The organism is Agrobacterium sp. 719_389, from assembly GCF_900188475.1.
GTDB classification, from domain to species: domain Bacteria; phylum Pseudomonadota; class Alphaproteobacteria; order Rhizobiales; family Rhizobiaceae; genus Agrobacterium; species Agrobacterium radiobacter.
Map to the genome: position 1 here is coordinate 1 of NZ_FYEM01000004.1, position 15,963 is coordinate 15,963.

Consider the following 15,963-nt stretch of genomic DNA (forward strand, 5'->3'; position numbering starts at 1 on the left):
GGTGTATTCTCTTGTTCAAAACGTGACCGTCAAAGTCTATTCACTAGGGTCCAAATCTCTCCAGACCCCGCAAGCTTCGCCGCCCACGTTTCTCTTTCTTCTCATATTCAATTGTCAAAAAACAGACCGCATCAAACAGTCACAAAATCAAACCCCAAAAGCATCAAGCCATTGGAAACAAACAAGCATTCAGCTCATCATCCTGATTTCTTTAGAACGAAAGTCGTCGTCGCCAGCAGCGCCGCCGCCCTCGTTCAGTGAGCGGACTTATAAATCCACACCCTCAAACAAGTCAACACAAACACCGTCAAAAAACTGACATTTTTATCAAGTCATTGATTTCATTATATAGTTTCGTGGTGCGCAACAAAATGAAGGGCAAGGACAGTCTTTATGTCGCGACTGGCCCTGTTCCAGGAAACATGCAATAGGAACGGACGAGAGTTTCAGAAGACTTGGGGCGTCTCACGTCCCCTTATAAAGCCAAGAATTGGAGAGCCCGTGCGCATTCTCGATGAAGCCGTCATTCCCGAGCTGCCGAATTATTACCGTGGAAAGGTGCGGGAAAACTACGATCTGCCGGACGGCAACCGTATCATCATATCCACTGACCGCCTCAGCGCCTTCGACCGTATTCTCACCTGCATACCTTATAAGGGACAGGTCCTGACCCAGACGGCCCGCTACTGGTTCGAAAAGACAAAGGACATCTGCCCCAATCACGTGGTCAGCTATCCTGACCCAAATGTCGTCATCGGCAAAAGACTTGAGATATTACCGGTCGAGGTGGTTGTTCGCGGTTATCTGGCCGGCACGACAGGCACGTCCATCCTGACCCTTTATAAGAAGGGCGAGCGGCAGATGTACGGCATGAACCTTCCTGACGGGATGAAGGACAACCAGATTCTGCCCGAACCGGTGATCACGCCCACAAGCAAGGCCTTCGATGGCGGCCATGACGAGCCGCTGACACCGATCGAAATCGTGGAAAAGAAACTCCTGACGCAGGAGCAATGGGACACGCTTTCCCGTTACGCGCTGGCGCTGTTCAAGCGCGGTCAGGAAATTGCCGCAAAACAGGGTCTCATTCTCGTCGACACGAAGTATGAATTCGGAACGGATGAAAACGGCACCATCATCCTGGCCGACGAGATCCACACACCGGATAGCAGCCGCTACTGGATGGCTGGCAGCTATGAGGAAAGCTTTCGCAACGGAACACGGCCGGCGAGCTTCGACAAGGATTTCGTGAGAGCCTGGGTCGCCGAACGCTGCGACCCTTATAAGGACGACGTTCCCGAAATTCCGCAGGACCTCGTCTTGCAGACCTCGAAGGTCTATATTGATGCTTACGAGCGCATCACCGGACAGAGCTTCGTTCCCGACGATAGTGGCGAGACGCCGCTTGCAAGAGTACGCCGGAATCTGGAGCCGTTCTTCCCCGGAGTCTGACCGTGAGCAAAATGATCGAACAGGCGAGAAAGGGCGACAGGAAGAATGACCGTCCTGTCAAGCGCAGGCCTCGCCGTTCCGCCGAGGAAACCCGGCGGGACATTCTCGCCAAAGCGGAAGAACTTTTCCGGGAGCGCGGTTTCAATGCGGTGGCGATTGCCGATATCGCCGCAGCGCTTGGCATGTCTCCCGCCAATGTCTTTAAGAATTTCAGCTCGAAGAACGCGCTCGTTGACGCCCTTGGCTTCGAACAGATCGGCGCTTTCGAACGGCAGATCTGTCCGCTCGACAAAAGCCATGCACCGCTTTCCAGATTGCGCCATCTCGCGCGCAACCTGATGGAGCAGCACCATCAGGATCTCAATAAGAATCCCTACGTCTTCGAAATGATCCTGATGACCGCCAAGCAGGACATGAAGTGCGGAGACTATTATAAATCCGTCATCGTGAAATTGCTGGCCGAAATCATTCAGGACGGCGTCGAGGCCGGAAGCTACACCGCCACCGATATTCCTCCCCTGGCGGAAACCGTGCTCCACGCGCTGACCAGTGTCATCCACCCCGTCCTCATTGCGCGGGAAGATATCGGCAATTTGGCAACACGTTGCGATCAACTCGTCGATTTAATCGACGCGGGATTGCGCAATCCGCTTGCTAAGTGACGATTCCCAATTTACGTCACCTTCTCGCAATTGCTTGCGAAGCGCAAAAGCCTGCGCTTCTATGCGCATGGCGGTCCGGACAAAATGAGCGAATCGGGTCCCTTCAAAGGCCTTCGCCTGTCGTGTCTGTTTCCGGACGCGCATCCGCCGAGCGACATTGCGCTTATAGTTGAATGCGATTGATACGCAGGGAAGAACAATGAGCCGACGTATTTTACCCCTATTTGCTTCTCTGTGTGTAACCGCGCTTCTGGCGGGCTGCAGCGATGGCGGCGAGAACAGCCAGACAGCCGGCCAGACTGCAGAGCGTCCGCCGTCTCCGGTCAGCGTCATCCTGATGAAGACCAGCGAATATCCTCTGACCACCGTCCTGCCCGGCCGCGCCAGCGCGTTCCAGACAGCCGAAATCCGGCCGCGCGTCACCGGCATCATCCGCGAAATTCCGTTCAAGGAAGGCAGCGAAGTCAAGCAGGGCGACGTTCTCTACCAGATCGAGGACAATACATATCTGGCGGAAGTGGCGCAGGCCAAGGCCAACGTTGCGAAGGCGGAAGCAAGCATTCCGAGCGCCGAGGCGAACCTTGCCCGTTACGAACGCCTGGTCAACAGCGGTGCGACGCAGATTGAATATGAAAACGCCAAGGTGACGCTGCTGCAGGCGCAAGCCGACGTGGCACAGACAAAGGCAGCGCTGGAAACGGCCGAGATCAATCTCGATCTCACCAAGGTCCGCGCCCCCTTCGACGGCATTACCAGCGCGACCGCCTTCAGCATCGGCAACGTGGTGACGGCGAACCAGACGACGGCGCTGACAACGCTGCGCCGCATCGATCCGATCTATATCGACCTGATGGAATCCAGCATCAATCTCCTGCGTCTGAAAAAGGCGATCTCATCGGGCCAGCTTGGCGGCGACACGAAGGAGACCGGCATTCACCTGACGCTGGAAGACGGCACCGAATACAAGCATGACGGCAAGATCGATATGTCGGACATGGCGGTGAGCGAAACGACGGGCACCTTCTCCATCCGCGCCCTCTTCGACAACCCTGACGATCTTCTGCTTCCCGGCACCTATGTTCGCGCCACGCTGACGATCGGCAAGGAAAAAGGCTTCCGCATTCCGCAGCGCGCAGCAAGCCGGAACGCCAATGGCGAACTGACCGCAAAATTCGTGACCGCGGAAAACAAGGTGGAAACCCGCACCTTCCCGTCCAGCCAGCAGTCGGGCAACGCCTGGCTGGTGACGGAAAATGTCAAGGATGGCGACAAGCTCATCGTCGACGGCTTCCAGTGGATTGCCGAAGGCGCAACGGTTGCGCCAGTTGAAGTGACCATTGACGATCGCGGTATCGTCGTTCTGCCGCAGCAAGCTCCGCCTGCCGCCGCCCCCTCGAAATAAGCATGAGCACGAAACCCTTGGTCGAAGCTCGTAAAAGGTAAGGCAGGACTGCCATGGCCCATTTCTTCATCAGGCGCCCCGTGTTTGCATGGGTTATCGCCATCGTCATCATGCTGGGCGGCGCCCTTGCGATCTGGACGCTTTCCATTTCGCAATATCCAGATATTGCGCCGACAACGGTGCGTGTCAGTGCGACCTACAACGGCGCCAGCGCCGAAACCGTCGAGAAATCGGTGACGACCATCATCGAGGACGGCATGACCGGCCTCGACGACCTCACCTATATGACCTCGTCGTCCTCGACCGGCAGCGCCGAAGTGACGCTGACCTTCGGCAACAGCATCCTGCCTGACATTGCGCAGGTTCAGGTGCAGAACAAGCTGCAGCTCGTCCAGTCGCAATTGCCCGATACCGTGCAGCAACGGGGTATCCAGGTCAGCCGTTCGACATCGAGCATCCTGATGGTTGGTGCGCTGATCTCGTCCGACGGCAAGCGCAATTCGGCCGATCTCGGCGACGTGTTCTCCTCGCGTGTCGAAGACCAGATCAAGCGCCTCGAAGGCGTGGGCAGCATCAACGTGTTCGGCTCCGAATATGCGATGCGTATCTGGCTGGATCCGTTCAAGCTCAACAAATACCAGCTGACCACTGCCGATGTCACCAGCGCCATCGAAAGCCAGAATACCCAGGTTTCGGTCGGCTCGCTCGGCGCCGTGCCCGCGGTCAAGGGCCAGCAGCTCAATGTGACGGTGACGGCGCAGAGCCAGCTCACCACGGTTGCCGATTTCGAATCGGTCATCCTGAAAGTCGAAAAGGATGGCGCCACCGTTCGCCTCAGCGACGTCGCGCGCATCGAAATCGGCCAGGAAACCTATGGCGGCGATTCCCGATCCAACGGCCGTCCGTCCGCCGGTTTCGCAGTCAATCTTGCCACGGGTGCAAACGCGCTCGACACGGCAGCGCGCGTGAAAGCTGCCCTGACAAATGTCGAGGGTTCGCTGCCCGAGGGCGTTTCGATTGAATACCCCTATGACACGACGCCGTTTGTGAAGCTGTCGATCGAGAAAGTGGTGCATACGCTGATCGAGGCGATCATCCTCGTCTTCGTCGTGCTTCTGGTGTTCCTGCAGAATCTGAGAGCCACCTTCATTCCGATGATCGCCGTTCCGGTCGTGCTTCTCGGCACCTTCGGCGTCCTCGCGCTCACCGGGTATTCCATCAATACGCTCACCATGTTCGCCATGGTTCTCGCCATCGGCCTTCTCGTCGACGACGCCATCGTCGTTGTCGAAAACGTCGAGCGCATCATGTCGGAAGAAGGCTTGTCACCGGTCGAGGCGACCGAAAAGTCGATGGGCGAAATCACCGGTGCGATCATCGGCATTGCGCTCGTGCTCACCGCCGTGTTCATTCCGATGGCCTTCTTCGGCGGATCGACGGGCATCATCTACCGCCAGTTCTCGATCACCATCGTTTCGGCCATGCTGCTTTCGGCCGTTGTCGCGATCGTGCTGACGCCGGCGCTTTGCGCCACCATGCTGAAGCCGATCGACCACCACAAGAAGCAGCGCGGACCGGGCGCGTGGTTCAACCGCGGCTTCGGCAAGACGACGGACGGCTACGTTTCCTCCATCGGTTATCTGCTGAAACGGCCCCTGCGCGTGATGATCATCTTCGCGATCGTGATCGGCGGCTGCGCCTGGTTCTTTTCAAAGCTGCCAAGCTCGTTCCTGCCGCAGGAAGACCAGGGCGTACTGCTGACGATCATCCAGACACCGACCGGTTCGAATATCGAGCGAACCAACGAGGTGGTGAAGCAGGTCGAAAACTACTTCCGCGAAAAGGAAGCCAACAACGTCGAATCTGTTTTCGGCGTGCTCGGCTTCAGCTTCAGCGGTTCGGGCCAGAACAACGCTATCGTCTTCACCAAGCTCAAGGATTTCGCCGAGAGAACCGCACCCGATCAGCATGCCGGCGCCATCGTGCAGCGTGCGATGGGCACCTTCTTCGGCTTCCGCGATGCGCAGGTGTTCCCGCTTCTGCCGCCGGCCATTCAGGGCATGGGCACATCGAGCGGTTTCTCGATGTATCTCGTGGATAGCGGCCGCAACGGCACCGAGGCATTGACCGCGACGTCCAAGGAGCTGATCGCGCTGGCGACCAGCAATCCGAAGATCAGCTCGCTTCGAAGCGACAGCCAGGACAATGAAACGCAGATGAAGATCGTTCTCGATCAGGAAAAGATGGGAGCCATGGGGGTCGATCTCTCCTCCGTGAACCTCATGCTGTCGACGATCTTTGCCGGCCGGGATGTCAATGACTTCACTCTGAACGGCGAACTGAAGCCTGTTTATGTCCAGGGTGACGCGCCCTACCGCATGCAGCCGGACGACCTGAAGTTCTGGTATGCCCGCAATACCAGCGGCGAGATGGTGCCTTTCTCTTCCTTCAGCGAGGTGAAATGGATCAATGCACCGCCGTCTCTCGCCCGCTTTAACGGCACAGGCGCGATCTCGCTGGAAGGCACCGCCGGCGCAGGCGTTGCATCCGGTGATGCGATGGACGAGATGGAACGCCTGACGGCAAGCATGCCGGGCGGTTACACGGTGGCATGGCAGGGCATCTCCTATCAGGAACGCCTTTCCGGTTCACAGGCGCCCATGCTGTACGCGCTGTCGGTTCTCATCGTGTTCCTTTGCCTTGCCGCCCTCTATGAAAGCTGGTCGATCCCGTTCTCGGTCATCCTGGCCGTTCCGGTGGGCGTCCTTGGCGCCTTGACCGCGGCCCATTTCTTCGGCCAGACGAACGACGTCTACTTCAAGGTGGGCCTGCTGACGACCATCGGCCTTGCCGCGAAAAACGCGATCCTGATCGTCGAATTCGCCAAGGAGAGGCAGGAGCACGGGTTAAGTCTGGTGGAAGCGGCACTGGAGGCAGCGAAGCTGCGCCTGCGTCCGATCATCATGACATCGCTCGCCTTCATTCTCGGTGTCGTGCCTCTTGCGATCGCAACCGGAGCGGGTTCCGCCGCGCAAAATGCAATCGGTATCGGGGTGCTGGGTGGTATGCTTTCTGCAACACTCCTCGGAATTTTCTTCGTTCCGTCCTTTTTCGTCATCATTCGTCGCCTTTCAAGGCGTTAACAAAACAAAAATGGGCTGTGCCAACCGTTAATACGCTGCTAGAAATATTGCCGATTTGGCAAATGCACGTTTCTACGGCATATCGATCGCGCAGCCCATTTGTCAGCAAGCCGCGCTCGGTAAGCCAACCAGAGAATTGGGAAAATTACATGCTGTCTATTCGCGCTACCCTTCCCCTGACAATGCTGCTGCTCTCAGGCTGTGTTGTTGGACCCGACCACAAGACGCCGGAAATCCAATTGCCGGGAAAGTTTGCGGAAGCCGGAAAAACCAGTAATGGCGACATCAGCAGCGTTGCATGGTGGACGGCCTTTAACGACAACCGCCTGAACGGTTACGTCTCCACCGGCCTCGCGCAGAACCTCACCGTGATGCAGGCGATCGAACGCATCAATCAGGCGCAGGCCCAGGTGATCGTTGACGGCGCCGGCGGCCTGCCGAGCCTGACGGGCAGCGGTAGCCACACGACCAGCCAGACCAAGGGCAGCTACCGTGACGTTCCCGTCACCAACGTGTCCAGCGGCAGCCTCAGCGTTTCGTGGTTCCTCGACCTCTTCGGTCGCTACCGCCGAGCGACGGAAAGCGCGGATGCATCGCTCGATGCCGCTTACTCCACCGTCGACGTGCAGCGCCTGACGCTGATTTCGTCCGTCGCCGCCGCCTATATCGACGTGCGCTATTATCAGGAGCGCCTGGCGATTGCCCGCCAGAACCTGGGTTCACGCCGCGAAACGCTCGATCTGACCAAGCTGCAGCTCGAAGCGGGTGCGGCCTCGCGTCTCGATGTCGTCCAGTCCGAAGGTCTGGTCAATTCCACGCTGTCGCAGATACCCGGCCTCGAAACCAGCTTCCGCAAGGCAGCGCACCGCATCGCGACCCTGCTTGGCATGCCGGCCTCGTCGCTCATCGCCGAGCTGCAGAAGGGCGCACGCCAGCCTGTTGCGCGCGCAGTTCCCCGCACCGGTATCCCGGCCGACCTGATCCGCAACCGTCCGGACATCCGCGTCGCTGAACGCAATCTCGCCGCTGCGGTCGCCACGATCGGTGTCACCGAGGCGCAGCTTTATCCAAGCATCGAGCTTGGTGGAGCGATCACGCCGAGCTACAATTTCCTGAGTGGCGGCGGCAGGGGAACTGCCAATAGCTGGTCCTTCGGTCCGAGCCTCACGCTCCCGATCCTCGATGGCGGCAGACTCCGCGCCAATGTCGACATCGCCAACTCACAGGCACGCGAACAATATCTCGTCTGGAAGGCCACCGTTCTCAATGCGGTGGAAGAAGTCGAAAACGCCCTGGCCGCCATCAATCGCGACCAGCGTACCGTTGACGCGCTGAGAAAGACCGTCGCCTCCTACCAGGAAGCGCTGCAGCTCTCCACCGCCAGCTATCGTGATGGCGCCTCGTCTCTGCTCGATGTTCTGGATGCCCAGCGCTCGGTATCGGATGCGCAGGCAAACCTTGCCACGGCGATCCAGACGACCGCACAGGATTATGTCTCGCTTAACGTGGCTCTCGGTGGCGGTTATGCCGTTGGCCAGCCTGCCCCGAAGAAGTCCGCCGGCCCGACCGTGGCCGCCGCGAAGGGCATGTAAGCACGGCCCAAAAAAGCAAACAAAAAGCCCGCGTCTTTCGATGCGGGCTTTTTGTTATTCAAGGCACAAAAAAGCACCGGTCACCCGGTGCTTTTTTTCAGCCCGTCATCAGGCTCAGTTCTTGGCGCGCTCGACGTAGGAATTGTCTTCCGTCGCGATGACCACGCGAATGCCGGCATCGATATGCGGCGGCACCATGGTGCGGATGCCGTTGGAAAGGATTGCCGGCTTGTAGGAGGAAGAAGCCGTCTGGCCCTTCACGACCGGTTCGGTCTCCGTGATCTCAAGCGTGACGTGACGCGGCAGTTCAACGGCCAGCGGATTGCCTTCATGGATGGAAAGAATGCAGGTCATGCCTTCCTGGAGATAGGCCTTCTGATCGCCCATCGTCTCGGCATCGACCACGACCTGGTCGTAGTTCTCAGGGTTCATGAAGTGGAAGCCTTCGCCGTCTTCATAAAGGAACTGGAAGTTCAGGTCTTCAACGAAAGCACGCTCGACCTGCTCGGTGGTGCGCCAGCGCTCGGAGACCTTCACGCCGTCAACGATGCGGCGCATGTCCACCTGCGTGACCGGCGTGCCCTTGCCGGGGTGAAAGTTCTGCGCGGTAAGAACGACGTAAAGCTTGCCGTCCACGTCGAGAACATTGCCCTTGCGGACGGATGAGGCGATAACCTTGACCATATGACTTCCTTGTAACTCGATGAAATGCGTCGTAAAGGACTGCGCGGCAGCACCGGCCCCGGCAGACGTTTTGTCTTTTTTCTGGGGCGCAACTACCTTAAATCCGCACGAATTGCCAGCCTTCTACAGCAATTCCCGGAAGAGTGCCTAGCGGTTTTCCGCCCGGAATAGCTTTAAATGACGCGATCAGGCGTTTTGCGGACCATTTATCCGCAATTGAGCGCCGCAGAGAAGACGGAAAAGAACTGAGAATGCGCGCAAGCAACGAGACAATGTCGCCATGGTGGACGCCTGACGTCCACGCGGACCGCCGCGCGTTTCTCATTGGGCGCAACGCGATCCAGTCGGCCTTTCGCGGCTATTTCGCCCGCGCCGATTTTCTTGAGGTCGATACCGCGACATTGCAGATCTCCCCCGGCAACGAGGCGCATCTGCATGCTTTCGCCACGCAAGGCCTGACGCCGGCCGGCGACGCCGCGCCGCTTTATCTGCACACCTCGCCCGAATTTGCCTGCAAGAAGCTGCTCGCTGCCGGTGAAAAACGCATCACCTGTTTTGCCCATGTTTACAGAAACCGGGAAAGAGGCCCCCTGCACCATCCGGAATTCACCATGCTGGAATGGTATCGGGTCGGCGAAACCTATGAGAGCCTGATGAAGGACAGCGCCAATCTTCTGGCGCTGGCAGCTGAAACCGCAAAGACGAAGAATTTCACCTATCGCGGCCGCAGCGTCGATCCGTTTCTCGAACCGGAGCGGGTAAGCGTCGCCGAAGCCTTTGAGCGATATGCCGGTGTGGACCTGCTGGCCACCATCAGCCGAAACGGCGAAACCGACAGCCGCCATCTTGCCGCGAGCCTCACCAATGCTGGCATTCGCGTGGCCGATGACGATACCTGGGCGGATATGTTCAGCCGTGTCATCGTGGAGCGGGTGGAACCGGAACTGGGTTTCGGCAGAGCGACTATTCTTGACGAATATCCGACCTGCGAAGCAGCCCTTGCCCGCAAGTCCCCCGGCGATGCGCGGGTGGCGGAGCGTTTCGAACTTTATGCCTGCGGCGTTGAACTCGCGAATGCCTTTGGCGAATTGACCGACGCGATCGAGCAGAGACGGCGTTTCGAAATGGAAATGGCCGAGAAGCAGCGCATTTACGGCGAAACCTATCCGCTGGACGAGGATTTTCTGGCCGCACTCGCCATCATTCCGCCGGCAAGCGGCATAGCACTCGGTTTCGATCGGCTGGTAATGCTGGCGACCGGCGCCCCCCGTATCGATCTCGTCATGTGGGCCCCAGTCGCGGAATATGGACGATGACAGGGTTTGAGACCATCAAGACACCCGAAGCGCTTCTCGAAGCGGGGCTGATTGAAGCCGAAGCGCTGGAGAACCTGCGCGCGGTGACGCAGCGTTACGCGCTCGCCATCACGCCATCGATTGCCGGGCTGATCGACAGCCGCGACCCGCAGGATCCCATTGCCCGGCAATTCGTGCCGGATGCGGCCGAACTCCTGCACCTTGCCGAAGAACGCGACGATCCGATTGGCGACGCCGCACACAGCCCCGTCCACGGCATCGTTCACCGTTATCCCGACCGGGTTCTTTTAAAGGCAGTGCACGTCTGCCCCGTCTATTGCCGCTTCTGTTTCCGCCGGGAAATGGTCGGACCGCAGGGCAATGGCATGATGAGCCCGGCCGAGCTTGACGCCGCATTCGACTATATGAATGCGAACCCCGCCATCTGGGAGGTCATCCTGACCGGTGGCGATCCGCTGGTGCTTTCCCCCCGGCGCCTGTCTGACCTGATGACGCGCCTGAAAAACATACCTCATGTGAAGATCGTCCGGTTCCATACCCGCGTGCCGGTGGTCGATCCCGACCGTATCGACGCGGCACTGATTGATGCGCTGAAGGCCAGCGGCAAAACCACCTATGTGGCCCTGCACGCCAATCATGCCCGGGAACTCAGCGAAGCCGCAAGGCACGCCTCGGCACGCCTGATCGATGCCGGCATCGCGATGGTCAGCCAGACGGTTCTTCTAAAAGGCGTCAATGACGACCCGGCAATTCTTGCCGAGTTGATGCGCGCCTTTGTCGAGACCCGTATCAAGCCCTATTATCTGCATCATCCCGATCTTGCGCCAGGCACCAGCCATTTCCGGCTGACGATCGACGAGGGCCAGCGAATCGTTTCGGCGTTACGTGGAAATGTCTCCGGGCTTTGCCAGCCGACCTATGTTCTGGACATTCCGGGCGGTCACGGCAAGGCAGCTATCGGCCGAAATGCGGCCGAAAAGACCCGCGATGGCTGTTATTCCGTTTCCGATTTCAACGGAAACGATCATATTTACCCACCACCCGCCACCGGCGACAATTAAAAAAAACATAAAAAGCCCGCTGCACCGGGCTTTTGGCGGCGGCCTCGGACGAAAACAAAAATTTCACAATTCCGCCCCTCTCCTGTCATCATAAAGAAAAATATTCTACCTATAACAATCAGCATTGATTTTAGTGCTGGTCTGGATTATCAGTGTGGAACTGGAGAGCGAGTCTCCTGATTCTGGGCCAACACCAATACAGGGAGTGTGTCATGTCAAAACATATCAACATTAACGCAATCCTTGGTCTTGAGTCCTGGAATACTGGATTTAAATCCACGTGTTCCCGCTGCTGTCGAATGTGACCTGACGGTCTCAATTTCCTGAAAATCAGTTCGACAACATGCTGTGTTTATTAGCCACAGCGGGAGTATATCTATGCAGAAGCAAGTCATTGAATTCGCTGGCGAACCCGTCGGCATCGTCATCCCGGATAACGACCGGTTGAAGTTCATCGCGGTGAAGTTCCACGTTCACGATCTGGACGAACAGAAGTTCGACAGCGCCGACGACGTGCGGATTGCCATCCGCGATCTCGTGCGCAACCGGAATCTGGCCGCGGTCGCCTGATGCGGGAAAACTTTCGCACGCTCACACAACCCTCAAAACCAGAGCGCGCCAAATATCAGCCCCCCAAAACGCGGGCCGATGGCGCGCTTTTCCTTTGCCTGACAGCTCGCCAGCCTGCAGTCGCGCTGGCCATGCATTGCGCATCAGAGCGCTCTGCGCGGAACTGAAGTCCAAAAATCCGGATTCGAACGGAATGCCGGACGCCGGGCGCAATACCTCTTAAAGCCGCACCTCAGTTCATCCCTGTACGCATCACAGGAACCTAGCCGGCCGCAAGTCTTCGGACCGAAAAGGCTCTTCCTGCCATGCGCGCGCACCTCCACCCTATTGCGGGCAGCAGGCGTTTGAGGCCGGATGGACGGCAATCTTCAAAAGTCTTCAGAATGCGGTAAACGTCAGCGTCGTCAGCGAGCGCACGATTCCCGGAATATTGACAATGTTCTGGTTGATGAACTTGCCGATATCTTCTTCCTGCGGCAGGTAGACTTTCAGCAGCAGATCATATTCACCGCTGGTGGAATAAAGCTCGGAAACCAGTTCCGTTTTGTAGATGGCATCGGCGACATCATAGGTCTTGCCGGGTTCACATTGAAGCTGAACAAAGATGGGCTTCACGGACATCTCCCGTATTTGAACTTTCGGTGTATGGCTGCTCGTGCCACGCGTCATGGCGCACTATTGGCTGAGCTGCGTCCGTCTTGCAAGGCCGGTTACCGGATTACGCCGAAAACTGGCCCGTGCTGCCGTTCGCCCCAATTGCGGCCTCGGAAACGATCCACCGCCGAAAACTCTCAAGCGGTGCATAACCGGCGCGATCCGGCATGCAGGCGAGATAATAGGCTTCCTCGCTCTCCACTTCACCCGCGACAGCCGCGACCAGGCGACCGCTTCGCAACTCTTCCTCGATCATGAAAGACGGAATGAGCGACGCCCCGACACCGGCGCTCGCCGCCTCGGCAATCGTCGTGAACTGATCAAAAAGCATGCCATGCACATTGTCGAAACGAACCTCGTGGCTGCGAAACCATTGTTCCCAGGCATCCGGCCGGGTCGTCATGTGCAGCAACGGCACCTGCAACAGATCCTCCGGCTTCGAAAGTCCGTGTCGCTCCTTGAAGGCCGGGCTGCAGACCGGAATGACCTTTTCATGCATCAGGAAAACCAGCTCGGTGCCCGGCCAATGCGGCAATCCGAAATGGATCGCCGCATCAACAGTGTCCGTGCGGAAATCGAACAGCGATGATCGCGTCAGAAGATTGACCGAAACGCCCGGGTGTCTGGCAATGAAATCGGGAAGCCGCGGCACCAGCCAGCGCGTGCCGAAGCTCGGCAGAATCCCGAGATTGAGCGTGCCGCCATCGGGATTGGCGCGCAGGTTGAGCGAGGCCGTCGATATGCGCCGCAAGGCCTCGCGGATTTCCCGTGCATACCCCTCCCCGGCCCTTGTCAGCCGTATCGTTTGCCGCTCGCGCAGGAATAGCGCCACGCCAAGCTGCTCTTCAAGCGCCAGAATTTGGCGGCTGACCGCACCCTGCGTCAACCCCAGTTCCCCTGCGGCAGCGGTAACGCTGCCCGTGCGCGAGGCGGCTTCGAAAGCCGCCAGCAGCGAAAGTGACGGCAGAAAACGGCGCGGCGGCAGAACCATATTCCCTCACGGAATGAACTCTTGACGATATGTCGATATTCAATAGGCAAGACCGCTTGTAAAGTCTCATAAACAAGGGCTTGTCACTCATACGAAAAACAAATGAACTGGCCCGGAACATGGTGGAACGATGTATAACGACCCCCGCTCGCACGGTCTCTGGGAAAAGACCGCGCCGCAACCGCCCGTAACGCCCGCCCTGCAGGGCGCGGCAGTTGCCGATGTCGTCGTCGTCGGAGGTGGCTTCACCGGACAATCCGCCGCCCTTCATCTTGCCGAATGTGGTGTGGATGTCGTTCTTCTCGAAGCAAGGGAAATCGGCTTCGGCGGCGCCGGCCGCAATGTTGGTCTCATCAATGGCGGCATGTGGGTCATGCCGAAAGAACTGCCCGGCGTGCTGGGTTCGACTTACGGCGAACGGCTTCTCGATCTTCTGGGCAATGCGCCCCTCCTCGTTCGCGAGCTGGTGGAGAAACACGCAATTCCCTGCGAAATCGAAAAAAACGGCACGCTGCATTGCGCCGTCGGCGAAAAGGGGCTCGTCGAAATCCGCGAGCGCTGCGAACAATGGGCTGCGAGAGGCGCGCCCGTCCGCATTCTCGATACCGAGGAGACAGCGAGACGCACCGGCAGCACGGCCTATTCCGGTGCGCTTCTGGATACACGCGCTGGGACGATACAGCCGCTCGCTTATGTTCGAGGCCTTGCCGCAGCCGCCCGGAAAGCGGGTGCACGTCTGCACACCGAAAGCCCGGTGGTAGCGACCGAACGCAGCAACGGAAAATGGGTGGTGAAGACGTCGCAAGGGTCTGTAACCGCCAACTGGATCGTTGTGGCCACCGAAGCCTACAGCACCGGACCGTGGCAGATCGTTCGCGATGAGCAGATCTACCTGCCCTATTTCAACTTCGCGACCAGACCGCTCGGCGACAACCTGCAAAAGAGCATCCTGCCCGGCCGCGAGGGCTGCTGGGATACGAAGGAAATTCTCTCCTCCTTCCGCATGGACAAAGCGGGCCGGCTGGTCTTTGGCAGTGTCGGTGCGCTACGCGGCACCGGCGCCGCCATTCATCGTGCCTGGGCAAAACGATCGCTGAAGCGGCTTTTCCCGCAGCTTGGAGACACGGAATTCGAATGTGAATGGTATGGCCAGATCGGCATGACGGACAATGCCGTTCCACGGTTTCACAAATTTGCGGAGAACGTCGTCGGCTTCTCGGGCTATAACGGCCGCGGCATTGCGCCGGGTACGGCCTTCGGCAAGGTAATCGCGCAGCATATTCTCGGTGAGATTGCTGAAGCCGAATTGCCCCTGCCTGTGACGGAGCCGAAAGCGCAGGCTTTCCGGGCGGTGAAGGAAGCCTATTACGAGGCAGGCGCACAGATCGCCCATTTCGCCGGCGAGCGTTTTTGATCGAACTTTCAGTGCACGACACGAACGTTGGGGCCGATGCCCCAATACGACGTTTGCCGTTTTCGGGTGCGCTCACCGTCCCTCATCCCTATGCTTCTCACCAGGATTCAGCCAGCCCGCCAAGGGCTTTTTTCCACCCCAGCGATATATCCTTGAAAATATAATGATTGCCCTATAGGCCTATCGATATATTTATAGAAATATCTCGAACCGGGGGTAACATACCATGAGACTTTTGCGTCGCAGCTTTTTCAAAACCATCGCCGCAGCTACATCCGTCTGGATGGCGGCCTCCTTTGCGGCCGTTCCGGCCCATGCCGCCGAAAAAGTCACGGTGTTTGCCGCCGCGAGCATGAAAAACGCCCTCGACGCCATCAACTCCGAATGGGCGAAGGACAGCGGTAACGAGGCAACCGTTTCTTATGCCGCAAGCTCTGCGCTGGCCAAGCAGATCGAGCAGGGCGCACCGGCGGATATCTTCATTTCCGCCGACCTTGCATGGATGGACTATGTTGCCGAAAAGAAGCTGATCAACGCTGACAGCCGGTCCAATCTCCTCGGCAACCGCATCGTTCTCGTCGCTCCCGCAGACAAGGCAAAGCCGGTCGAAATCAAGCAGGGCTTCGATCTTGCCGCTCTGGTGGGCGACGGTCGTCTGGCGATGGGCGCGGTTGATTCCGTACCAGCGGGCAAATACGGCAAGGCCGCTCTGGAAAAACTCGGCGTCTGGTCGTCTGTCGAACAAAAGGTCGCCGGCGCGGAAAGCGTGCGTGCCGCGCTGCTGCTCGTCTCGCGCGGCGAAGCCCCCTATGGCATCGTCTACCAGACCGACGCCGCCGCCGATCCCGGCGTGAAGATCGTCGGCACCTTCCCGGAAGACAGCCATCCGCCGATCATCTATCCCGTCGCCGTTCTCTCGGAGGCAAAATCGCCGGCAGCAAAAGCCTATCTGGATTTCCTGAAATCCGAAAAGGCGACGCCTTTCTTCGAAAAGCAAGGCTTTACCGTTTTGAAATAAACTG

General features: G+C 58.4%; 14 protein-coding genes. 11 read left to right on the top strand and 3 right to left on the bottom strand.

Annotation, left to right across the window (positions count from 1 at the left end; all coding sequences use genetic code 11):
* From CFB10_RS24130 to CFB10_RS08935, 6 genes are all read left to right on the top strand, one after another.
* Window positions 1-261, top strand: a 261-nt coding sequence (locus CFB10_RS24130; RefSeq protein ID WP_210190110.1) for a hypothetical protein, incomplete at its 5' end; no start/stop codon positions are given.
* Window positions 262-501: 240 nt separating this feature from the next.
* The gene (locus tag CFB10_RS08915; protein WP_020010955.1) at window positions 502-1,452 is read left to right on the top strand and encodes a phosphoribosylaminoimidazolesuccinocarboxamide synthase; all 951 of its coding nucleotides are present in this window, start codon (window positions 502-504) and stop codon (window positions 1,450-1,452) included.
* 2 nt (window positions 1,453-1,454) lie between these two features.
* Window positions 1,455-2,114 (top strand): TetR/AcrR family transcriptional regulator, encoded by a 660-nt coding sequence (locus CFB10_RS08920; RefSeq protein WP_026363778.1) that lies wholly within the window; start codon window positions 1,455-1,457, stop codon window positions 2,112-2,114.
* A 199-nt stretch (window positions 2,115-2,313) separates the two neighbouring features.
* The gene (locus tag CFB10_RS08925) at window positions 2,314-3,516 is read left to right on the top strand and encodes an efflux RND transporter periplasmic adaptor subunit (RefSeq protein WP_026363777.1); all 1,203 of its coding nucleotides are present in this window, start codon (window positions 2,314-2,316) and stop codon (window positions 3,514-3,516) included.
* A gap of 53 nt (window positions 3,517-3,569) precedes the next feature.
* Complete coding sequence (locus tag CFB10_RS08930) at window positions 3,570-6,659, top strand: efflux RND transporter permease subunit (RefSeq protein WP_020010951.1); 3,090 nt, start codon at window positions 3,570-3,572, stop codon at window positions 6,657-6,659.
* A 149-nt stretch (window positions 6,660-6,808) separates the two neighbouring features.
* Complete coding sequence (locus CFB10_RS08935; RefSeq protein ID WP_003510442.1) at window positions 6,809-8,251, top strand: efflux transporter outer membrane subunit; 1,443 nt, start codon at window positions 6,809-6,811, stop codon at window positions 8,249-8,251.
* Window positions 8,252-8,365: 114 nt separating this feature from the next.
* Here the strand turns inward: CFB10_RS08935 and efp are convergent, their stop codons facing one another.
* Window positions 8,366-8,935 carry an elongation factor P gene (gene efp, locus CFB10_RS08940; RefSeq protein ID WP_003504809.1) on the bottom strand — a complete coding sequence of 190 codons (570 nt, stop codon included), beginning with the start codon at window positions 8,933-8,935 and terminating at the stop codon, window positions 8,366-8,368.
* 251 nt (window positions 8,936-9,186) lie between these two features.
* Between efp and epmA the strand changes: the two genes are divergently transcribed.
* From epmA to CFB10_RS08955, 3 genes are all read left to right on the top strand, one after another.
* Window positions 9,187-10,251, top strand: a complete 1,065-nt coding sequence (gene epmA / locus CFB10_RS08945; RefSeq protein ID WP_020010949.1) for an EF-P lysine aminoacylase EpmA — start codon at window positions 9,187-9,189, stop codon at window positions 10,249-10,251.
* Window positions 10,248-11,312: a lysine-2,3-aminomutase-like protein gene (locus CFB10_RS08950; protein ID WP_020010948.1), complete on the top strand. Its 1,065-nt coding sequence runs from the start codon at window positions 10,248-10,250 to the stop codon at window positions 11,310-11,312. The genes epmA and CFB10_RS08950 overlap by 4 nt, the downstream gene beginning before the upstream one ends.
* Window positions 11,313-11,690: 378 nt before the next feature.
* Window positions 11,691-11,882 carry a hypothetical protein gene (locus tag CFB10_RS08955; RefSeq protein ID WP_003492264.1) on the top strand — a complete coding sequence of 64 codons (192 nt, stop codon included), beginning with the start codon at window positions 11,691-11,693 and terminating at the stop codon, window positions 11,880-11,882.
* 378 nt (window positions 11,883-12,260) lie between these two features.
* Here the strand turns inward: CFB10_RS08955 and CFB10_RS08960 are convergent, their stop codons facing one another.
* Together CFB10_RS08960 and CFB10_RS08965 are read right to left on the bottom strand one after the other, a co-directional pair.
* Complete coding sequence (locus CFB10_RS08960; RefSeq protein ID WP_003504815.1) at window positions 12,261-12,497, bottom strand: Lrp/AsnC ligand binding domain-containing protein; 237 nt, start codon at window positions 12,495-12,497, stop codon at window positions 12,261-12,263.
* Window positions 12,498-12,600: 103 nt separating this feature from the next.
* Window positions 12,601-13,527, bottom strand: a complete 927-nt coding sequence (locus CFB10_RS08965) for a LysR family transcriptional regulator (protein ID WP_020010945.1) — start codon at window positions 13,525-13,527, stop codon at window positions 12,601-12,603.
* A 130-nt stretch (window positions 13,528-13,657) separates the two neighbouring features.
* Here CFB10_RS08965 and CFB10_RS08970 point away from each other — a divergent pair, with 130 nt between their 5' ends.
* On the top strand, window positions 13,658-14,941 hold the full coding sequence (locus tag CFB10_RS08970; protein ID WP_020010944.1) for an FAD-binding oxidoreductase: 1,284 nt from the start codon (window positions 13,658-13,660) through the stop codon (window positions 14,939-14,941).
* 226 nt (window positions 14,942-15,167) lie between these two features.
* Window positions 15,168-15,959, top strand: coding sequence for a molybdate ABC transporter substrate-binding protein (gene modA / locus CFB10_RS08975; RefSeq protein WP_020010943.1), 792 nt, complete (start codon window positions 15,168-15,170; stop codon window positions 15,957-15,959).
* The last annotated feature ends 4 nt before the right edge of the window (window positions 15,960-15,963 follow it).